Origin of the sequence: Pseudohongiella sp. SYSU M77423 (assembly GCF_029911965.1) — a bacterium.
Classification (GTDB): Bacteria; Pseudomonadota; Gammaproteobacteria; order Pseudomonadales; family Pseudohongiellaceae; genus Pseudohongiella.
The window spans coordinates 568,510-588,146 of sequence record NZ_JARYTH010000002.1 but is presented as its reverse complement, the minus strand read 5'-3'; the positions used below and the strand labels follow the sequence as shown (position 1 = coordinate 588,146).

General features: G+C 47.0%; 21 protein-coding genes. 14 read left to right on the top strand and 7 right to left on the bottom strand.

Going from position 1 to position 19,637, the window contains the following annotated elements:
- Positions 1-95: 95 nt before the first annotated feature.
- The 3 genes from QGM61_RS06510 to QGM61_RS06500 all read left to right on the top strand — a co-directional run bounded on the left by QGM61_RS06510 (position 96) and on the right by QGM61_RS06500 (position 4,465).
- On the top strand, positions 96-656 hold the full coding sequence (locus QGM61_RS06510) for a hypothetical protein (RefSeq protein WP_281132392.1): 561 nt from the start codon (positions 96-98) through the stop codon (positions 654-656).
- Between the two features lie 146 nt (positions 657-802).
- Positions 803-2,230 carry a hypothetical protein gene (locus tag QGM61_RS06505; protein WP_281132391.1) on the top strand — a complete coding sequence of 476 codons (1,428 nt, stop codon included), beginning with the start codon at positions 803-805 and terminating at the stop codon, positions 2,228-2,230.
- 111 nt (positions 2,231-2,341) lie between these two features.
- Positions 2,342-4,465, top strand: coding sequence for a P-loop ATPase, Sll1717 family (locus tag QGM61_RS06500; RefSeq protein WP_281132390.1), 2,124 nt, complete (start codon positions 2,342-2,344; stop codon positions 4,463-4,465).
- A 385-nt stretch (positions 4,466-4,850) separates the two neighbouring features.
- Here the strand turns inward: QGM61_RS06500 and QGM61_RS06495 are convergent, their stop codons facing one another.
- Together QGM61_RS06495 and QGM61_RS06490 are read right to left on the bottom strand one after the other, a co-directional pair.
- Positions 4,851-5,738 (bottom strand): ImmA/IrrE family metallo-endopeptidase, encoded by an 888-nt coding sequence (locus tag QGM61_RS06495; protein ID WP_281132389.1) that lies wholly within the window; start codon positions 5,736-5,738, stop codon positions 4,851-4,853.
- Positions 5,731-6,057: a helix-turn-helix domain-containing protein gene (locus QGM61_RS06490; RefSeq protein WP_281132388.1), complete on the bottom strand. Its 327-nt coding sequence runs from the start codon at positions 6,055-6,057 to the stop codon at positions 5,731-5,733. The genes QGM61_RS06495 and QGM61_RS06490 overlap by 8 nt, the downstream gene beginning before the upstream one ends.
- Positions 6,058-6,446: 389 nt before the next feature.
- On the opposite strand from QGM61_RS06490, the gene QGM61_RS06485 reads away from it, so the two are divergent.
- The 6 genes from QGM61_RS06485 to QGM61_RS06460 all read left to right on the top strand — a co-directional run bounded on the left by QGM61_RS06485 (position 6,447) and on the right by QGM61_RS06460 (position 11,947).
- The gene (locus QGM61_RS06485) at positions 6,447-7,412 is read left to right on the top strand and encodes a CBASS oligonucleotide cyclase (protein WP_281132387.1); all 966 of its coding nucleotides are present in this window, start codon (positions 6,447-6,449) and stop codon (positions 7,410-7,412) included.
- 8 nt (positions 7,413-7,420) lie between these two features.
- The gene (locus QGM61_RS06480; RefSeq protein WP_281132386.1) at positions 7,421-7,939 is read left to right on the top strand and encodes a hypothetical protein; all 519 of its coding nucleotides are present in this window, start codon (positions 7,421-7,423) and stop codon (positions 7,937-7,939) included.
- A complete protein-coding gene (locus tag QGM61_RS06475; protein WP_281132385.1) occupies positions 7,936-8,874 on the top strand; it encodes an AAA family ATPase in 939 nt (312 codons plus the stop codon). Before QGM61_RS06480 ends, QGM61_RS06475 begins: the two co-directional genes overlap by 4 nt.
- The gene (locus QGM61_RS06470; protein ID WP_281132384.1) at positions 8,871-9,596 is read left to right on the top strand and encodes a DUF6602 domain-containing protein; all 726 of its coding nucleotides are present in this window, start codon (positions 8,871-8,873) and stop codon (positions 9,594-9,596) included. Before QGM61_RS06475 ends, QGM61_RS06470 begins: the two co-directional genes overlap by 4 nt.
- A 100-nt stretch (positions 9,597-9,696) precedes the next feature.
- Positions 9,697-10,332, top strand: coding sequence for a hypothetical protein (locus QGM61_RS06465; protein WP_281132383.1), 636 nt, complete (start codon positions 9,697-9,699; stop codon positions 10,330-10,332).
- A gap of 451 nt (positions 10,333-10,783) precedes the next feature.
- Entirely contained in the window at positions 10,784-11,947 is a 1,164-nt protein-coding gene (locus tag QGM61_RS06460; RefSeq protein ID WP_281132552.1) for an alkaline phosphatase D family protein, read from the top strand.
- A 203-nt stretch (positions 11,948-12,150) separates the two neighbouring features.
- Here the strand turns inward: QGM61_RS06460 and QGM61_RS06455 are convergent, their stop codons facing one another.
- Positions 12,151-12,588: a hypothetical protein gene (locus QGM61_RS06455; RefSeq protein ID WP_281132382.1), complete on the bottom strand. Its 438-nt coding sequence runs from the start codon at positions 12,586-12,588 to the stop codon at positions 12,151-12,153.
- Between the two features lie 295 nt (positions 12,589-12,883).
- Positions 12,884-14,005: an alanine dehydrogenase gene (ald, locus tag QGM61_RS06450; protein WP_281132381.1), complete on the bottom strand. Its 1,122-nt coding sequence runs from the start codon at positions 14,003-14,005 to the stop codon at positions 12,884-12,886.
- Between the two features lie 226 nt (positions 14,006-14,231).
- Here ald and putP point away from each other — a divergent pair, with 226 nt between their 5' ends.
- Positions 14,232-15,704: a sodium/proline symporter PutP gene (putP, locus tag QGM61_RS06445; RefSeq protein ID WP_281132380.1), complete on the top strand. Its 1,473-nt coding sequence runs from the start codon at positions 14,232-14,234 to the stop codon at positions 15,702-15,704.
- Positions 15,705-15,764: 60 nt separating this feature from the next.
- Here putP and QGM61_RS06440 read toward each other — a convergent pair whose 3' ends face one another.
- Complete coding sequence (locus tag QGM61_RS06440; protein WP_237133825.1) at positions 15,765-16,037, bottom strand: Txe/YoeB family addiction module toxin; 273 nt, start codon at positions 16,035-16,037, stop codon at positions 15,765-15,767.
- A complete protein-coding gene (locus QGM61_RS06435) occupies positions 16,018-16,290 on the bottom strand; it encodes a type II toxin-antitoxin system Phd/YefM family antitoxin (RefSeq protein ID WP_237133826.1) in 273 nt (90 codons plus the stop codon). The genes QGM61_RS06440 and QGM61_RS06435 overlap by 20 nt, the downstream gene beginning before the upstream one ends.
- A 175-nt stretch (positions 16,291-16,465) precedes the next feature.
- Between QGM61_RS06435 and QGM61_RS06430 the strand changes: the two genes are divergently transcribed.
- The 4 genes from QGM61_RS06430 to QGM61_RS06415 all read left to right on the top strand — a co-directional run bounded on the left by QGM61_RS06430 (position 16,466) and on the right by QGM61_RS06415 (position 19,158).
- Positions 16,466-16,672, top strand: a complete 207-nt coding sequence (locus tag QGM61_RS06430; RefSeq protein ID WP_237133827.1) for an AbrB/MazE/SpoVT family DNA-binding domain-containing protein — start codon at positions 16,466-16,468, stop codon at positions 16,670-16,672.
- Positions 16,669-17,049 (top strand): type II toxin-antitoxin system VapC family toxin, encoded by a 381-nt coding sequence (locus QGM61_RS06425; protein WP_237133828.1) that lies wholly within the window; start codon positions 16,669-16,671, stop codon positions 17,047-17,049. The genes QGM61_RS06430 and QGM61_RS06425 overlap by 4 nt, the downstream gene beginning before the upstream one ends.
- An 83-nt stretch (positions 17,050-17,132) precedes the next feature.
- Positions 17,133-18,512, top strand: a complete 1,380-nt coding sequence (locus QGM61_RS06420; RefSeq protein ID WP_237133829.1) for a serine hydrolase — start codon at positions 17,133-17,135, stop codon at positions 18,510-18,512.
- A gap of 220 nt (positions 18,513-18,732) precedes the next feature.
- A complete protein-coding gene (locus QGM61_RS06415; protein WP_281132379.1) occupies positions 18,733-19,158 on the top strand; it encodes a hypothetical protein in 426 nt (141 codons plus the stop codon).
- On the opposite strand, the gene QGM61_RS06410 is transcribed toward QGM61_RS06415, so the two are convergent.
- A complete protein-coding gene (locus QGM61_RS06410) occupies positions 19,146-19,622 on the bottom strand; it encodes a YbhB/YbcL family Raf kinase inhibitor-like protein (protein WP_281132378.1) in 477 nt (158 codons plus the stop codon). The two genes, QGM61_RS06415 and QGM61_RS06410, sit on opposite strands and share 13 nt — an antisense overlap.
- Positions 19,623-19,637 lie beyond the last annotated feature (15 nt).

Sequence of the window (19,637 nt, the reverse complement as noted above, 5' to 3'; positions counted from 1 at the left end):
AGGATCTATGCGAACGCGATTCTTTTTTGCGAGGAAAGTTTGTGCCGAGAGATCTGTATGATGGGTTTTCCAGACAACGCAGAAACTTGATGATCATGAGTGTGTTGATGATTATGTACTATCTTGCGGATCTGCAATTTACCAAGCTAAATATCTTTGGTAACGAAGTTGTTATTGGAAATCCTCTATATATTCCAATGATGTTATGGTTAATTCTTTCCTATTGGTTTGTCAGATATATGCAGTATTTTATCGATCTAGATGACAGATCCTATCGAGACAAATTTAATAAAACCTACGACCGCTGTATTTTTAAATACCACTTAAAGAAACTAAATTCAGATCCAGTTAAATTACAAGAGCTGGGAACAGTCGATGGGAAGCAGCGTCTGATTAAGCCTTTTAATATTAATTCATATAATCGACAAGCGACTTGGGCGAAATTCGAGTATTCATATTATGTTACTCACTTGAGAAGTGGGGATGTAGAAGCTCTCAAAAACCATAGCTCTCATACTGTTGAGATTAGCGGTTTGCCAGTGCTCCTAATATACTTATGGGCGAGATTTAGCGGATTCGCGCTGACTACATATGCCACGGAATATCTATTGCCTATACTTTTGTTTTTGGCGACGCTGATAATTGCTTGGCTATGAGCAATTAGATGTAGTAAAGGTGTTGTGATGGGTGGTCTTAGGTTTAGCAAGGGGAAATACAGATTATCAGTTGATCAACTGAAAGTGGCTTCGGCCGCTGCATCTGTCAAGAGGCAAGTAATTCGAACTATAAGGGGACTATTAGAATGACAAAAAGCATAAAAGAAACCCTAGTTTCCGGAAAGCTGGCTCGATTGATTCCAGTCGTTGCCGATTCTAAGAAAGAAGAACGAGCGACGGCTTCGCTATTGGCTTCCTTTATGGTCGTGCCAGCATTCGCGAGCGACGTTCTATCGGATCTCGGCGCCTCCATGGGAAAGCGCACTGTTGTAGAGGGCTATACAGAAGTTTGTTTCAAAGCTGCTGACAAGACAAAGAACTGCCGTCCAGACGGCTTGATTATCGTTACATCTGGTTCAAAGATCTGGACTGCCCTGATAGAGGCTAAGACAGGAAACGCGATACATACGAAAGAGCAGGTAGAAACCTACCTGGATCTAGCCCGTGCCCATGGTATCAATGCTGTCATTACGCTCTCCAACCAGTACGCGATTACGCCTCGTCACCACCCAATTGTATTGGCGAAGCAGAAGACCAAACATGTAGATGTATTTCACTACTCGTGGCTGTCACTGATTTCGAAGGCTGTTTTGATTACTGACAACAAAAAAGTCGAAGACCCAGAGCAAGCATATATATTGAGTGAGCTCGTACGTTACTACCGTCACGAGTCATCTGGCGTGACACATTTCACCCGAATGGACGGTGCCTGGAAGAATGTCTGCACAGCTATTCTACAGAATGCCCCATTATCTAAGTCCTCCAGCGACGTCACCGCTGCAATCGTTAGTTGGCAGCAGCTGCTCAAGTACCTAGCTTTGGATCTGAGCATGAAGATCGGGCAACCAGTAGCTCTGCACCTTTCCCGTACTCAAGCTAATGAACTTGAGTTAAAGTTTCAGGAAGATTGTGACAGCCTTGTGCAGCAACACTGTTTGAGTGCTGCCTTAGATATACCAAACGCAGCAGCGAAACTCACAATTCATGCGGACTTCGTGCGAAGAACATTGAACTTCAGTATGAAACTGGATGCACCAAAGGATCGTACTCGCGCCACTGCTAGTGTGAACTGGTTTACACGTCAACTCAAAGGTAAGAAGAATATTGAAGATCTTGTCCTTCGGGCCAATTGGCCACGGCGGCGCCCAGATACAGCAGCGCCCTTGGTAGACCTATTCGAGAAACCTGAATTGCTAGTGCCAGAAGGTGCTAGTGATACCCCCTCGAGCTTCGAGATCACGCGAGTAGTCGATCTGATGTCCCGCTTCAAAGGTGCGCAGACATTCGTCGAGGATGCGTCGCATAACATCACAGCTTTTTATCATGACGTAGGACAGCATCTGTCGCGCTGGGTTGCCAAGGCTCCAAAGATCAAGGAAAAGGCTGCCGAGCAGCCGACTATCCCGACAATAATGTCAGGCGTGACTGAGATTTCAGAAATAGAAGATTCGCCAAGTCCCGAATCGGTAGAACAAACTAAGCGGTCCTTTTTAGGGAGAATGTTGAACGTCTGAGTGGCACATAGTCGTGAATAGATCGCAGTGCACTGCGTAGGATTTGGCCTGACTAAAGTGCAACGACATGAGATTGATATCTTCGAAAAACATTGATGTTGCAAACGAACAGTGAATGGTCTGATAGGCAATATATCTATCCCACAGAGAATATTTAAAATGGTGTCGAAGAAACGCAAGGAACAGTCTCGAAACATACAGTTACCCAAAGATGCTCTGAAACGAATAAAACTCGGCGAGGCATTTGCAGAATACGACATAATACGAAGCGATCCTCAGCTATTTGTTACCACCCCATCCACAATTAGCTCGATGGATCCTGATAGCACCGATTGTTTCTATGTTGGCCGAAGAGGCGCAGGAAAAACCGCAATCACATTTGAAGTTCAAAGGAAGTTCAAGCGGTCCATACATATCATTCCTCAAATATTCGATCTATTAGTGTTACCACTTCAACATGAAGAGTTCCTTGATACCCGGCAACGCCCTTTTAAATCTTTAATGCACTCGATGGAAAGAGCATTAGTAGATGAAGTGATAAAAGTTTGGCAAGAAACCGGGATTTTTAGCTTTCAGAGAGAATCCGATGCAATCCGCCGTGAGCGGGGACTTATCGAAGACTGCGACTTCGATGTAAGAGTACTAAATCTTACAGAAGAGATATTCGATGCATACTCAAAGGAGAACGATAAGCTGTGGTTGCGACAGATCAATAGAAGTAAAGAGATAATTAGGGAAGCAAATGCAATCGCACTAAACGGTAGCTATGATTTTATTCTGCTTATTGACAGATTGGATGAGTCTTGGGACGGTTCAGATTCCGCCATAATCTGTTTGATGGCAATGATGCATGCGGCTGTCCGACTCAGAGCTTCGACCTCGTTTCTAAGGCCTTACATTTTTATTCGTGAGAATATCTATGATCGAATTCGTGCCATTGACAATGAGTTTTCTAGATTAGAGACATCCTCAGTATTTTTAGATTGGACAGATAATAAACTTATCGAACTTGTCGAAAGAAGGCTTGTCAGGCCGTTTAGTACCAAGCCAGCTCTTGGTGGGGACGCATGGGGCCACTTTTTTGAGGAGGAAGAAGGGAGGGAGCCAACGTCTACTCGTGTGTTGTCGCTCTGTCAGCATCGTCCTCGAGATATACTCATGCTTTGTAGTTACGCTATTGACAACGCAATAAATATTGGCCACACACGGGTTAAGCACGTCGATTTAGACGAGGCATCCGTGAGGTACAGTACGAGCAGGCTAAAAGATTTAGGGGACGAATACGCAGAGAACTACCCAAATATAAGTTTGGTATTGGAATATTTCTATGGCCTAGGTAACCAATACACAGTCAACGCCATCGAAGATTTTATTCAGAAGTTGCTAATTAATGACTCTATAAAGAAGCACTGCAAAGAATGGTTTTTTAGGAACACAACGCCTTATCGGTTTGTTGAAGTATTATACGGGATTGGTTTTGTCGGAATACAAAGAAGGAAACATACTCAATACAAAGGATCTGGGATGGATTCAAATGCAAAACCGGCATTTGATAATAACTCCATATTCGAAATCCACCCAACTTATCAGCAAGCTTTGAATCTTCGCTCTGTATTGATATCTGACTTAAAAGACGAAACCACACTAAAGAATGAAGGAATTCTTGAAGATATACCTGAGAGCTTCCAGCTTGATGATTATAAAATGGCACTTGAGCTTGTGCTTCGTAGGTTAAGAGGTCTTCCTTCAGGAAGAGGGAGCGCGAATGAATTTGAACAGATCGTCGGCGATGTAATCAAGCTTTGTTTTTTCCGATCTCTTACCAATATTCAGATATCTGAGCGTACGGCTGATGGGACGATTGTGAGAGATTGGGTGGCTTCTAATAGGGCCACTGGTGGATTTTGGGATATGGTACGCACCAAATATGGTGCTACTCAAGTTGTATGGGAGTGCAAAAATTACACGGAGCTTAAGTCTGATGACTTTCACCAGATTCAGTATTATCTAAATGATACATTTGGCAGATTCGGAATTATTGTCTTTAGAGGTGAGGATATTAAGGAATCGTATTTGAAACACGTTTCAAGCATAGCGAATAAGAATAGGGCTGGCTTAGTAATTTTGTTGACACAGAAGGACTTAGAAGTGTTTCTACGACAGTCAATTAAAGGAGCTTTCAAAGAGAGCCATATTCAAGACAGACATGATTATTTCGTAAGGAAAATATCTTAGTCAAATTTAACAATATTTTATTGGGTTAACTAACTCGGAATTAAGGTAAGGTCTCGACAATCCCAAGCTAACTTTCGAGTCAGGATTCGAGGTCTAGTGCGGCAGTGAACTAGACCCCAATTAAACCGGACACTTCGTTTGAAGTTATAGGCCAGAGGTGTTCGCAAACTGGGATCAGTCCACTGGCTAATTGGTGTTCAGTTTAGCAGGGGAAACACAAGAGCCTAGCTGAAATATTTCTGATCAGTAGCCTGTTAAAACAAGAGCCAGACTCATAACCTTATGTCATTGTGACATGTATGATTCTGGATATAGACGCTAAGAATGCACTGTATCGACTCTCAATTGATTGACACAATAGAATTTTCAGAAGCATGGAGTTGGTTCAAACGAACCTATTTACTGGAGAATCCAGTTTGACGGGTCTGGTGATGTCATAACGGGTACTACGCTCAAGGAGTATAATCGATATTGTGAAATCATATTGTTCGGAGAATATTGCAATCTCTTCACTTGGTTCGTTAAACCAAACGGGGGTCTCATGCCTTATACCATCGCGAGCCTTCTTGAAATCAACTGTACTTTTATTTGCCGCTAGAGATAGTGCCGGAACCTCAATCGGTGGGCGATTGGCTGTACGATAAAACGCACCACTCTTATATGCTGGTTTGCTCGACCGCGCAGATAGGATATAGCCGTCTCGTGAAACTACCAGAACTGCCCGTTGACTGGTGTACTCAATCCAGCGCGAAAGTGCCGCGATTAGTGAGACTCCGTATCGGTCTGTGATGAAGTCCATCAGCTCCATTGTTATTTTACAGCCATCAGGAGCTTGAGCTCGAAAATCATCTAAGGGCATCAGAAAGTTGGCAGCAAATACATTAGCCTCGTGCTCAACTTGGCCAAACTCGGATGCCCATTGAGTGAGGTCTCGCTCTCCGCATTGAATTCCTGACGGGTATTTCTTACGATGTAACAGGTAGTGCCCAAACTCGTGCGCAAGTGTGAAATTTATGCGCCCGGACGAACTGACGCTGTCATTGTAAAGAATGGCCCAACCTTTTTTGCCAGAAGGGTCTTTGAATAGAGCCCCCTCAAAACCTGGTAAATTTGCCCCTTGAACTAGACTAATCGGATCGTTCGGGTAAAGGGTACGAGATAACTCTTCTGCGACCTCCTTTGTCCTTATAGGAAAATGATCTGGGCCGAGTACAGTGTTCAAAATGCGTGATATTCTGAATGCCCACTGTAGTGGAGTTTTAGATTCAGTCATTGCTCTCCGTCCATTTGTTGACCATAGCCTTAAGCATATCTTTAGTCTTTTCATCCATAGACTTGTACTTTCGATAGAAGAGAGCGTCTTCTGCAGACTCCTTTGTAATCCCTGAGTCCGTATCGAGTAGATATTCGATCGTGACACCCAAGTGTGCAGCTATCCTTGATAGTTTTTCCGCAGACGGGCGCGGAGGGGTCTTGTTTTCCAGTTCCCATATATAGCTTTTGCTTGATTCAGTAAGGTCGGCTAGTTTTTCTAGGGTATATCCCTTCTCATCACGTAATTCCTTTATTTTTGAACCAAGTGACGTAGGCATAACAGCGGCTCCGGGGTCATTAAGTAGTTTGTTCAGAGTAGCGGAAATTATAGTATTGACTAGCGGCAAATGGAACTGGTATATTCTGTTCGGTATAGCGAACAATGGGTATGTTTATAAAGGAATATAATTGTTTGAGATACTATATATAGTGCTTTTTAACTGAATTGTGTCTATATGTCATATGGATGCTTAGGGATCGCACAAACTTAAGCTGGATATCTCATTCCCTATTCGGTTCGAGTGTAGATCTATGATGAGATGGCCAAATAGCTTCTCTCTTACAGCAGCAAATTTATGTTTGTGGACAAGGTAGTAAGCGGTAATTGAGGCATAACGCAGTAACTCAAGCCAGTTATGCAAATTGAGAAATAGGAGAGTTAGCTGTCATGTCAAGGCTGCACGTTAGTCATAAAGATATTGCTAAGTTCGCTGATGAAAAGGTGAATCTGCCAAAATTCAAGGCGGACGAGTACCGCAAGCAGGTTCGTGGGCTAAGAGAAAAGCTTGAAACGCATATCGCTGAAAACCCTACATTTTCTCTGCGAAAGATGATGCTCTCCGGGAGTCTGGCGAAGGGGACAGCTCTGCGGTCCCTAAATGATATAGATGTTGCCTGCTATGTAAGTGGATCCGATGTTCCCCAAGATATTTCTGAATTGTTGAAATATATAGCTGAGCGACTTCGAAAGGCATTTCCAAATTTTTCACCAGACCAAGTAAAGCCTCAAACCTACAGTATAACAGTGTCCTTTAAAGGTTCAGGATTGGATGTTGATATAGTCCCCATAATCTATAACGATGATCCTCAATGGTATGGAAATCTAGTCAGTCAAGATGATGGATCATTCCTGAAAACAAGCATCCCATTGCATCTTGACTTCATTCGCAACAGAAAGAAGCAGCAAGAAAAAGACTTTGCGCAGGTTATTCGACTCGTGAAGTTCTGGGCTAGACGCTTGAAGAATGAAGACCCCAATTTTCGATTCAAATCATTCATGATTGAAATGATCATGTCGCACTTACTGGATAGGGGCTTTGACTTCTCAGATTATCCAGAAGCACTTCAGCACTTCTTTACGTATTTGATCACGAGCGAAGTCCGGGAAAAGATCGTCTTTGGCGATTTTTATGAAGAATCTAAGGTTGGATCGTTCTCTGACCCCATTCAAATAATTGACCCCGTAAATGAGACCAATAATGTTGCGTCTCTCTATAGCTCAGCGCAAGCGGATTCGATCGTAGCCGCCGCATTAGACGCCGGGGATGCAATTGATTCGGCGCTAAGGGCAACAACGAAAGAAAAGACTGTCTACTACTGGCAAAAGGTCTTTGGGCCTTCATTTCAGGTATGAGGTGAATTATGTCATTTAGCACTACTGTTACGGAGTCAAGAACGTTTACAGTCACCCACGCAAGATATCTGGCATCAAAAATATCAACAGATCTTAAGCGAATTCAAAGATTTTATCCTGGTCATATCACGGACGATAGAATATCGGATTTTGAGCAGGAAGTGACAGAATACCTGAAAGCGGGATACCTTCAGTCAGTCACATACGGGTTTCAAAGAGATGGAAAATGGGTAGAACCTACAGTCAGATATTCCGCACAGCAGCTATTGGACAGTGAAGTGGATGACGATCCTGGAAAGATAAGACCAAATAGAAATGTAGAGGGTGCACGTTTTGCGAGTTATCTGATTCAAAATGATGCGTGGGGAAAGCTAACTGGAGAGCAAAAAAAAGCTTTCGAGGAAAAAGTCGTTATAAAAAGAGTCGGTGCCCCGGCTCCGAGTGTTAACGGTTATTTCGAGTCTGACTTGAAGTATACCGCAGGTGGACAATCCTTAATGCGATCAAGAGTAAGGAGCTTCGGATGAGTACTAGGCCTCCTATTGATGAATTATTTGAAAAGCGAATCGTCTATCCAGATTTTGAGCCTCAAGAGCGGCTTGCACGGCTTGTTGGACTAGATGCTCACATAGAAAGGCTTAAAAAAACGCTCGGCTTGCTGATTAATCCCGCAGGACTAGTTGCATGGGGAGAAAAGTTTCACCCAGGCTGTAGCTCCGTATTGAACTTGGTGCTACGTCGTCCACCGCTTGTGGTCCTTGCAGGTGATGTGGGGTCAGGTAAATCTGAGTTAGCCGAAACAATTGGTGATGCGGTTGCACGACAAGAGCATATTGATATTACACTTTTGCCAATGAGTCTGGCGACTAGAGGCCAAGGAAGAGTTGGAGAAATGACACAACTTGTTTCTGCTGCTTTTGATCACGCGATAGAAGAAGCTCAGAAGCTCCGTAATCCTCATGGGAAAGCAAGAGGTGGCGTAATTCTTCTGATCGATGAAGCTGATGCTCTAGCTCAATCAAGAGAATCTGCCCAAATGCATCATGAAGATAGAGCTGGTGTGAACTCTTTTATACGCGGAATAGACCGAATTGCCAATCAGAAACTGCCGGCGGCAGTAATTATGTGTACGAATCGCATCAATGCGCTCGATCCCGCTATCACCCGAAGAGCAGCAGATATATTGAACTTTTCCAGACCAGATGACGCGCAACGCCGATATATTCTTACAATGTCATTAGGCCCCCTTGGATTAACTAAAACAGATATTGACGCTTTGGTGGCATTAACAGGTCCTTCGGGGAATAGTGACTACGGGCTAACATTTTCTGATATAACGCAACGTTTAATACCTACGATAGTGCTCGAAGCATACCCTAGTCATTCCGTCGAGAGGGAACTCGCCATTGAAGTCGCCAAACGAACAATTGCAACAAAGCCTTTTGTAGAGGAAGTCAAATGAGTGAATGGTCTCTTACTAATATTTTTGAATCACTTCATGCCGACATTCATACGCAGTTGACTAGCGCTCGCAAGTCATTCGCACATCCAGGAACTAAAGGCGATGGTAGCGAAAACGCTTGGCTAGAGTTGCTGCGGACCTATCTTCCTAAAAGATATCAGGCGGATAAAGCTCATGTTGTAGATAGCAATGGGAATTTTAGTGAGCAAATGGATATTGTGATATTTGATCGGCAGTATTCGCCCTTTGTGTTTGATTTCCAAGGACAGATAATCGTACCTGCAGAAAGTGTGTATGCAGTATTTGAGTCAAAGCAAACTGTGAATAGTGAAAACATTCAATATGCGAAGAAAAAAATAAGCAGCGTACGGAAGCTACACCGAACCAGCCTTCCCATCCCTTTTGCAAATGGAGTTTATCCACCCAAGCCCTTGTTTCCAATAATTGGAGGCCTATTAGCGCTGGACTGTGACTGGAAGCCAGCTATGGGCGAAACGTTGGTTCGGCATCTAAGTGAGAGTACCACACATGGGGCAATTGACATTGGTTGTGTGGCGGCTCATGGATACTATTACTTTGACAAAGAGAAGCGAGACTTTGAGATACTGAATAGCAACAAGGCGGCTACGGCATTTTTGCTAAAGTTGATTGCCGAATTGCAGTTCAGCGGTACTGTACCTATGATTGATGTTCTTTCGTACTCAAAATGGATGTCATCATGAATAGTCATGCTCTATCGCTCCTAGAGATAGATAGCAACCGCAATATACTGACTATTATCTAATATTTAGAATAATTACCTTTTAGTGGGGGAAGAGTATCGTGAACCAAAAAGACAAGCAGGAGTTCACGGAAACGTTCCTAGATATATATTTGTCTCACGGCTTGGGGAGCTTGCCGAAAAGTGAGATCGACCTTTTGGTGTTTTACCTGCTAACTCAAACCAGCGAATACAAGAATAAATCCAATTACGAACTATCTAGCTTATTCAAGGTTCCAGAATCAAGAATCAAATCGCTCCGACTTAGCTCCGCTCTCAAATACGAAGAGATCAATTCAAAGGCGGTATTGTCGCGAATTGTCTTGCGGTTTATCCAAAGTGAGCAATTTGCCGAGTACGAAGACGGAAAGATGGAACTGTCATTAGAAGACCCTATTGAGAAGAGAGAACTTGAAAACTTCTTAAAATGCCGTGGACACCACGCTGAGTACGCTCTTAACTCCGAGGTGCTCAGGATATCGCCAGTAAGATTGTTTGAGCTGATTATTGAAAACTTGGAGAACCCAAAGTCTGAGTTTAATTCGATTATACGAGCCAGTATTCAGGATGCGGATATTGCTGAGGAGCTTACCGGTCAGGCACTCACGCTTGGGCAGAAATTCGCTCGATTCAGGAAACATGCTATTAGCGCAAGTACCATTAGAACCCTGATAGAAGCTGCTGCGAACGCACTGTGAAATACTAGAATGCTAAATATAGGGCTATAGGCGGATCAATTTCCGCATTGAGGACAATGTGAAGATTAAATTAGGGCCTCTGTTGGGTATCGAAGCAAACTATAGATATTCCGCCTGTTTCCTATCAGAGACAAAGCTGAATAAGAGTAACGTGAGACTGTGCCTCGACCAAGTTTCTATTGGCCTATCGTCATTGTTTGTATGTGAATCTCGGACAGATTTGGAGGCGCATTACTTCTATCGATTCAGTTTTGATGTTCCAAGGTCGGAAGAGTCCTACTTGTTCAAATACTCTATCGAAGTGAACGGGAGCAAACTCAGTGATCAACACGGAAGGACTGTATGGGAATTTGAAGTCCCTGGTCGGGGTGTAATACCAAAAGTTGGATTCTCCTCGTGCAATGGTGATAGTAAGAAACACCCTTCAAAGATCTTAAAAAAAGATTTTCTGATGTGGAAAAAGATGAAGGAAAACCATTTGCGCCCCGGCGAATGCTTTCACCTACTTCTAATGGGTGGAGACCAGATATACGCTGACAGCATTTGGGATGAGGTGCCCATAATAAATAGCTTAAAAGTCAAGTCAAAACTAACCTCCAAGGTCGTCGAAGAATTTTCTCTAACTCCCCGTTTGAGGCAAGAACTTACTGATCAACTAAAAAAGTTCTATGAACAACTCTATATTGACAGTTGGTCGGACTCTGACATGAGTTACATGATGGCATCGGTCCCCACAGTTATGATGTGGGATGACCATGATATATTCGACGGTTGGGGCTCATACCCGGACGAGCTACAGAACTCGGATCTTTTTAGGTGTATATACCCTGTCGCCAACCGATATTTTGAGATCTTCCAAACCCGTACCTCTTCGAACATATCTCGAATTTCGAACACACACTTTTCAATGCATTTTTCCTTTCGTAATTACGAAGTAATTCTGCTAGACAATCGTACTTTTAGAACTATGAAGAATGTTATGAGCCCTTCACAGTATTACGATCTGGGAAAGGTACTTGATAAGGCGCTATTCTCAGAAGTCCCAGAGGAACTTTCGAAACAGCGGACCCTTTGCTTCGTAGTTCCTGTTCCTATAGCTCATCTGGATTACTCACATCTTGTCGAAAGATTGCTCCCAAAAGTACCAAAAAAGGAGTTTCGTCACTCTATGAACGATGACGCCATTGACCACTGGGATCATTACAACCACAAGGCTGAGCAAAAGAAACTGCTGGATATTCTATTCGATGCGGGGGAGAAGCATAATGCAAAATATGTTTGTGTGGTTTCAGGTGATGTCCACACTGCAGGTGCCGCTACTATAACTAAAACAGGCGGCAAACGAAAAATTACGCAAGTAATTTCATCGGGTACGGTTCACTCGGGGCCTAATAGGTGGGAGTTTGCCCTCATGAATCTGGTCACTACCCCCAAAAGTGATATCACAGGATACAACTTATACCTAAAGAATTTTGGGAACTTCAGAAAACATACGATCAATCTACGTAACTTCGGGATTCTGACAAAAGCAAAGCATAGTGGCATTGTTGCTAGTATTGAGATGGAAAATAGGGAAAATCTCGCACACAGAACTTTGAATAAATTTAAGAATTGATTAGCCTTGACCGATTTTGGGTTTTCAGAAGGCGCGCCAAGTAATATAGATCAAAAACTGCCCTAATTAGGTGTCTGATAATGTAACAGAAATGAGGGCAGCTCAGATAGTCGTCGGGGCTCTACAGCCGATTATTATTGCGAAACTGTTATTGGGATATATCTCACGTTCCGGGTAATAACCAAGGAGGAGAAGGTTTTAAACTAATCACGATTAATGAGATCACTAAAATTCCCCACTCCAGGTATGTAATCACTTAGCACCTCATTATCGATTCCAGGGCTAGCCATTACATGAACCTTCCCACGAGGAACATATATTGTCCTTAAGGAGAATTTTTCGCCGTTATTTATCATTGGATGCTGAAATATACCCCAGTAGAAATCCATAGCATTATAGTTTCTAACATTTTCTGTTTCTTTTATACAGAACTTATCAAAGACCAAATGTATTGCAGCGCGGTTTATGTGAAAAAGTTCTTGGGTGACTTGGGTCTCCAAGCTAAATACCGCGGCGTTTAGGATGGCATTCGTGGCTTTTTTGTCGATGATCCTTTTAATGACGAAAAATGCTATCAAAGAGGCCCCAAAAGTTGGTAGGGCGAAAGCTAATGCAAGCAAAAACAAAACTATCAGATACATCTATACGTCCTTGTTAAATCTAAAAAGGGGCGATTCTAACACATATATCGGTCTGCCCCTGTATTGAACCGGACGCTCCGAGCAAAGTTCAGGCCTAAGCATCGTATTTAGCTTAAGGAATGTCGAAGACTTATAATAGGTAGAGTCTTTACCGGACCGACGTCGATCCGCAGCTGAGTAGCAACTCGATTTAGAGCTGAATATCCCAGCAAACACGGTGATTATCCATTGAATGACACACGTCCTAACCCACATTGCCGGAGACGCCTGGAATAGATAAAACACCACCCATCCCTCAAGCCCCAACCACCATTCTCTCCGCCGCCGTATACTCCATCCCAAAAACCTCCGCCACAGCTTTATAAGTCACCTTCCCCCGGCAAACATTCAAACCCGCCATCAAATGCTTATTATCCCGAAGCGCAGCCTCCCACCCCTTATTAGCAATCGCCAGCACATGCGGCAGCGTTGCGTTATTTAGCGCCAGCGTCGAAGTCCGCGCTACCGCCCCAGGCATATTCGCCACACAGTAATGCACCACCCCATCAACCAGATAAGTCGGATTCTCATGAGTAGTAGGGCGCGAAGTTTCAAAACAACCGCCCTGATCGATGGCCACATCTACCATAGCCGACCCCTGTTTCATTCGCGTCACCATCTCCCGCGATACAAGCTTCGGGGCAGCAGCGCCCGCTACCAGAACCGCCCCCACCACAAGATCAGACTGCAGCAGTTCCGCCTCGATCGTCTCCTCCGTAGCATAAGCCGTTGTTATGCGACCCTGAAACAGATCATCAAGCTGACGAAGGCGGGTCAGCGACCGGTCAATGATAGTGACATGTGCCCCCATCCCCACAGCCATACGCGCTGCATTAGTGCCGACAACACCGCCGCCAATAATAGTAACCTTCGCCGGCGGTACCCCAGGCACGCCCCCCAGCAGCGTCCCGCTGCCACCCTGACTCATTTCCAGAGCATGTGCGCCAGCCTGGATCGAAAGCCGTCCAGCCACCTCGGACATCGGCGCCAAAAGCGGCAAACCACCCTTGTCATCGGTGACCGTCTCATACGCGATTGCCACAGCACCGGAAGACATCAGCCCCTGAGTCTGCTTCTGGTCGGCAGCCAGATGAAGATACGTGAAAATAATCTGGTTCTCTCTGAGCATTTTTAGCTCAACTGCTTGTGGCTCCTTGACCTTAACAATCATGTCCGAGCCTGCGTAGATCTTCTCGGCATCAGGCGCGATATCCGCGCCGGCCTTCTCGTAGTCCTCATTCGTAAAACCAATGGCCAGGCCTGCATCTTTCTGAACCGCGACCTGGTGTCCATGAGCAACAAGTTCACGAACCGACGCGGGCGACAGACCGACCCGGTACTCTCGATTCTTGATCTCGCTGGGGATTCCGATACGCATAGCAAGCTCCTTACAACGACGGGTTCAAAGAATTTGTCAGATCAAGCTTAACATGATGATATGTATTCGCTGGTTTTCGACTCATTGGATCATTGCACAGAAAGCCGAATCGGAGTGCCAGACGTTTTTATATATACTGACTAACAAATCCTTATAGAATCCGAGCAAACACGGTGCTTATCCACTCCATGACACGCTTTCTGACCCACATTACCGGAGACATTCAATGGCTGTAGGTGTCTGGATAAGCCTGTTTGTCTACTTTGCGCTGATGATCATCATCGGCCTTTACGCCATGCGCACCTCAACCTCATCGTCGGAAGCCTACATGCTGGGCGGGCGCACACTCAGCCCCAAGGTTGCCGCCCTGTCAGCCGGTGCCTCCGATATGAGTGGATGGCTGCTGCTGGGCCTGCCCGGCGCTTTGTATATATCCGGTCTGGCGTCAGCCTGGATAGGCATTGGTCTGTTTATAGGCGCCTTCATCAACTGGATTCTGGTGGCACCCAGGCTGCGCGAGCAGACCGTCCAGTACGGTAACGCCATCACCATTCCAGCGTTTCTGTCGAATCGTTTTCCAGCCCAGGCATTATCCCTGCGCACCGTCTCAGCCCTCGTGATCGTCATCTTCTTTGTGGTGTATACCGCATCCGGCCTGGTGGCTGGCGGCAAGCTGTTTGAAAGTGCTTTTGCAGGAATCTTTAATGTCGCCGGTATCAGTGATTACGCCATGGGCATCCTCATCACCCTGGGTGTGGTGCTGGCGTACACCGTAGTGGGTGGTTTCCTGGCCGTGAGCCTGACGGATTTTGTGCAGGGCTGCATCATGATGCTGGCCCTGGTGATTATGCCAGCGGTTGTGCTGTTTGGCGAAGGCGGCGGGGGCTTTGCCCAGGCGTCTGCAACGTTGAATCAAGTGGATCCCGCACTGCTGTCCTGGACGGCCGGATTAAGCTTTGTCGGTTGGCTCTCAGCACTAAGCTGGGGACTGGGTTATTTTGGTCAGCCCCACATCATCGTCCGTTTCATGGCCATTCGCTCGCTGAAGGATGTGCCTATCGCCCGAAATATCTGCATGAGCTGGATGGGCATTTCGCTGATAGGTTCTATTTCCCTGGGCATTTTCGGCCGTGCCTATGCGATCAGAAACGACCTGGTTGTGGCCGACCCGGAAACCATCTTCATCATTCTGTCGGAACTGCTGTTTCATCCGCTGATTACCGGCTTCCTGTATGCTGCGCTGCTCGCCGCCATCATGAGCACCATTTCCAGCCAGCTGCTGGTGTCCTCATCATCGCTGACCGAAGATTTCTATCGCCTGTTCCTGCGCAAGCAGGCCACCGACCGTGAATGCGTCATGGCAGGCCGGGGCTGCGTTGTCGCCGTGGGCTTGATGGCTGCCCTGATTGCCTCCGATCCGGACTCTCAAGTGCTGGGCCTGGTCAGCAATGCCTGGGCCGGCTTTGGCGCGGCATTCGGTCCACTCATTATCCTGTCGCTGATGTGGCCGCACACGACCGGTACCGGTGCCATAGCGGGTCTTATCGTCGGGGCTGCGACCGTCATGATCTGGATTTCGCTGGGCTGGAACAGCCAGTTTATGGGAGGCCCGGGCGTTTATGAGATCATCCCGGGCTTTATTGCTTCCTGGATTGCTATAGTGGTTGGGAGCGTGGTGGGCGCTGGATCGCGCAGCTAGTTAAACATGGGGTGAAGTCGCAGGAAAACTGTTTTTCTGCGCATACTCACGATACGAATGTCAGGGCTCGTCGTAGTGACCACCCAGAGCAAAGATATAGATTGATGATTCGTCGAACCTATACACAATTCTATCCTTCTGGGATATGCGCCTTGACCATAAACCGGTCAGGTTATGCTTGAGGGGTTCAGGTTTGCCTGTCCCAACAGCGGGGTCCTCGCAGCGAATGAGCTCTTTGATCATCTTGCGAGCAGCGTCATGCAGTTTTTTGTCGTTCTGGCGCATGGCTTCATACGCTTCCCAGGTCTTACCCTCAAATACCAGTGATCTCATCCATTTGCTCTTTGGTAGGCGTGTATCCTTTACGCTCAGCATGGGTTTTGACCGATTCGGCCAGTTGTTGCATCAGGCTGCTGTTTTGCAACACGTACAACGTTTCCTGTTCGCGCTCCCAGTCTTCGGCGCTCATCACCACAAAGTCTTGCCCAGATCGTCGGGAGACTCTTATCGGTTCATGTCTACTAACACTTTGTTCTACAAGCTTTTTCAGGTTATCCCTGAACTTATTTACACTTACTGTTTCCATCGCAACCACCAATATATGTACGGGAATGCCGTACGAGTATACTCTGGCCGCCCCAACAATCACAAGCGATTGGGCGCCAGCTTATCTGGCGCCGTTGTTGATGGGCGTTATGTGTATTGATTCATTAGATCGATAGGGGTATCGTAATACCAAAGTCTTATCGATGGGTGGCGTCATGACAGAAGTTACTGTTTCTCCGAAGTATCAGATTGTAATTCCTAAAGAAATTAGAGAATCCATGGGAATAGTCTCTGGGCAAAAAGTCCAGATGATGTCATATCAAGGACGCATCGAAGTGATCCCGCTAAAATCCATGAAGGAGATGAGGGGCTTCCTCAAAGGGATTGATACCTCCGTAGTCAGGGAAGAAGATAGGGAATGAATGTTGTTGATTCGTCGGCTTGGCTGTCGTATTTCGCCAGTGACGGGAATGCCGCGGTATTTGCAGAGCCAATTGAAAGGCTTTCGGAATTGCTGGTGCCGAGCATCACGATTACGGAAGTTTTTAAAAACGTGCTGCGTCAACGTGGAGAAGAGGCTGCCTTGATTGTCACGGCCCACATGAAGCAAGGCAAAGTTATCTCGCTGGATTCAGAATTGGCAATGGGTGCTGCCAAGCTTGGTGTTCTCCATAAACTGCCCTTGGCTGACAGCATTATTTTTGCCACCGCTCAAAAGTATTCTGCTGTCATCTGGACTCAAGATAAAGACTTTGAGGGCTTGGCGAATGTCAGATACATTTCCAGAAACAACACATAACAACCCGCTCAAATTCGTTCCGCTTTGCTACATCGGACACGAACTGCGTTCTTAGTTATTGCACGGAAAGGAGTGACATGAACATGCGATTCTTCACCACCTTGATCTGCTATCCTCTAGCTTGGCTGATTCCGGCCACTGCGCTTGCCCAACACTTCCCCCCGGACCAGGATCTCATCGAGGTGATCCAATCCCGGGTCGAAGAGGGTCGAGGCGTCGGCATCGTACTCGGCGTCATGGAGGCGGACGGTTCGACTCGCGTGGTAACTTACGGCGACACTGGTGTGGACGACCTGCCTCTGGGCGAGAGAGCTTTATTCGAGATCGGCTCTATCACCAAGGCGTTCACAGGAATTCTGCTCGCCGACATGGTCGCACGGGGCGAGGTGTCGCTCTCCGATCCCGCCTCCGGCTTCCTGCCTGATGGCGTCACCGTCCCCAGGGCCGACCGCGAGATCACCCTCCTTGACCTCGCGACTCACCGTTCGGGACTGCCCAGAATTCCCGGGAACATGCCCTTTGCTAACCCTGCGAATCCGTACGCTGACTACACAGTTGACCATTTGTATGCTTTTCTCTCGAATCATGAGCTGCGGCGCGATGTCGGTTCACAGTACGAGTACTCAAATCTTGGCTTCGGCTTACTTGGTCATCTGTTGGCGCGCGCGGCAGGAGTTACCTACGAGGATCTCGTGCGTGAGCGAATCCTGGAGCCGCTTGGGATGAGCATGACTGGTATTACTCTCGACGCAGAGATGCTTCAGTGGATGGTGGCTGGTCACGATCAACAGGGTGAGAGAGTTCCGCTTTGGGACCTGCCCACGCTGGCTGGTGCGGGGGCGCTTCGCTCCAACGTCCGTGACATGCTTGCTTTTCTTGCTGCGAACATCGGCCCGCCCACGTCTGAGCTTGAGCGCTCGATGCACGCCAGCCATCAGGTACGGGAGAGTGCCGGTATGAGTAGGAGTATAGGGCTTGGCTGGCTCGTTCGGAGCGTCGATGAGCAGAGGATTGTCTGGCATAACGGGAGCACAGCTGGTTTTCGTACGATCATCGCTTTCGATCCTGATGCGCAGGTAGGGGTGATCGTCCTTACCAACTCGGCGCACGGCGCCGATGACATCGCTTTTCATTTGATCAATCCGGAACTGCCGCTCGCGCCGCCCCCAACACCTCCACGCGAGCGCGATGAAATCGCTGTCGCAGAGCACATTCTTCAGACCTACGTCGGCGAATATCAGCTCTCACCAAGTTTTTCGATCACCGTCACGCTGGAAGATGGAGCCCTGTTCGCTCAGGCCACAGACCAAAGCAGGTTTCCGATTTTCGCGGAATCAGAGACAGAGTTCTTCTACAGGGTTGTTGATGCACAGATCACCTTCGAGCGGGACGAAAACGGAATCGTGACGGGCATGGTCTTGCATCAGGCGGGACAGAACATACCGGGGCAAAAAGTGCGCTGACGCTGCGCGCGACCTCATCCCGTAATTGAGTAGCAGCGCATGTGTCGTCCTTACGAGTTCGTCTAATGGGGTTGACGGCACACCACCATCAAATACATACGTTATGATTTGGGGTGACAATCTGGTGAGATTCGTTGGACATCCAACTTTGACAACGTGAACGTTGAGTTCGATGCACCTGCCACTATAAAAAGCGCCAGTTCTTAACGCGGAGCACCATGTGATCACAGATAATCATAAAGAAATAGAAAACCTGTTTCACGCCATCGGCGAAACCTTCTCCAGGCTCGACTTCGACGCCTGGCTCGCACTTTTCACCACACCTAGAACCATCATATCCAAAGGCAATATTTTCTCCTCCGCCTCCACCGAAGAAACCCGCAACAAGATGATGCCCGTGTTCGACAGCCTGCGCCAACGCGGTTTCACCCACACCCGCCTCGACAAATGCCACATCAAACTACTCGGCGACACCAACGCCATGGTCAGCACCGTCTGGACCCGACTCGACAGCCACGGCGATGTCATCGAAACACTGGGCGCTACCTACACGCTGGTGCTGACCGACGATGCCTGGAAAGTCGCCGTTGTCATGTCACATCGCGCCGACGTCATGGCGATCCCGGACCAGGGTCAGGACTCGTAATAAGCCATCAGCCGGTTCATGCCCAGCACGTGCGGCTCGACCTTTTCCAGGAATTCCGCCAGTTCCAGCCCGTCAGCCATGGAGGGCTCCAGGTCCAGGGCCAGCACCCAGAAATAATAGTGGTGTCGACCGTGGCCGGGTGGCGGCTTGGGACCACCGTAGCCGATGCTGTCAAAATTATTCAGCCCCTGTGCGTAATCCTTGCAACCCTGTGGCAAATGATTCACTTTGGGCGGAATGTTGTAAACCAACCAATGCACAAAACCGTAATTACCCGTTGTCGAGATCAGAGGGGCATCCGGATCGTGACAGAATATCGCCAGTGACCTTGTGCCCTCGGGCACCTTGCTCCACGTCAGCTCTGGCGACACATTGCCACCGTCATGGCTGTGCCTGTCATCGATACGCTCACCCTGTTTCAGGTCGTGACTGGTCAGTTTCATGTCTGAAAGTGCAAATGTCATGAGGACTCCTTTATT

Excerpts from the sequence above, each read along its gene's own strand:
- QGM61_RS06410 (WP_281132378.1), bottom strand. The coding sequence starts at position 19,622 with ATGACATTTGCACTTTCAGACATGAAACTGACCAGTCACGACCTGAAA.
- QGM61_RS06475 (WP_281132385.1), top strand. The coding sequence starts at position 7,936 with ATGAGTACTAGGCCTCCTATTGATGAATTATTTGAAAAGCGAATCGTC.
- QGM61_RS06455 (WP_281132382.1), bottom strand. The coding sequence starts at position 12,588 with ATGTATCTGATAGTTTTGTTTTTGCTTGCATTAGCTTTCGCCCTACCA.
- QGM61_RS06490 (WP_281132388.1), bottom strand. The coding sequence starts at position 6,057 with ATGCCTACGTCACTTGGTTCAAAAATAAAGGAATTACGTGATGAGAAG.
- QGM61_RS06485 (WP_281132387.1), top strand. The coding sequence starts at position 6,447 with ATGTCAAGGCTGCACGTTAGTCATAAAGATATTGCTAAGTTCGCTGAT.
- QGM61_RS06425 (WP_237133828.1), top strand. The coding sequence starts at position 16,669 with ATGAATGTTGTTGATTCGTCGGCTTGGCTGTCGTATTTCGCCAGTGAC.
- QGM61_RS06430 (WP_237133827.1), top strand. The coding sequence starts at position 16,466 with ATGACAGAAGTTACTGTTTCTCCGAAGTATCAGATTGTAATTCCTAAA.
- ald (WP_281132381.1), bottom strand. The coding sequence starts at position 14,005 with ATGCGTATCGGAATCCCCAGCGAGATCAAGAATCGAGAGTACCGGGTC.
- QGM61_RS06460 (WP_281132552.1), top strand. The coding sequence starts at position 10,784 with ATGTGGAAAAAGATGAAGGAAAACCATTTGCGCCCCGGCGAATGCTTT.
- QGM61_RS06510 (WP_281132392.1), top strand. The coding sequence starts at position 96 with ATGAGTGTGTTGATGATTATGTACTATCTTGCGGATCTGCAATTTACC.
- QGM61_RS06505 (WP_281132391.1), top strand. The coding sequence starts at position 803 with ATGACAAAAAGCATAAAAGAAACCCTAGTTTCCGGAAAGCTGGCTCGA.
- QGM61_RS06495 (WP_281132389.1), bottom strand. The coding sequence starts at position 5,738 with ATGACTGAATCTAAAACTCCACTACAGTGGGCATTCAGAATATCACGC.
- QGM61_RS06480 (WP_281132386.1), top strand. The coding sequence starts at position 7,421 with ATGTCATTTAGCACTACTGTTACGGAGTCAAGAACGTTTACAGTCACC.
- putP (WP_281132380.1), top strand. The coding sequence starts at position 14,232 with ATGGCTGTAGGTGTCTGGATAAGCCTGTTTGTCTACTTTGCGCTGATG.
- QGM61_RS06435 (WP_237133826.1), bottom strand. The coding sequence starts at position 16,290 with ATGGAAACAGTAAGTGTAAATAAGTTCAGGGATAACCTGAAAAAGCTT.
- QGM61_RS06470 (WP_281132384.1), top strand. The coding sequence starts at position 8,871 with ATGAGTGAATGGTCTCTTACTAATATTTTTGAATCACTTCATGCCGAC.
- QGM61_RS06440 (WP_237133825.1), bottom strand. The coding sequence starts at position 16,037 with ATGAGATCACTGGTATTTGAGGGTAAGACCTGGGAAGCGTATGAAGCC.
- QGM61_RS06420 (WP_237133829.1), top strand. The coding sequence starts at position 17,133 with ATGCGATTCTTCACCACCTTGATCTGCTATCCTCTAGCTTGGCTGATT.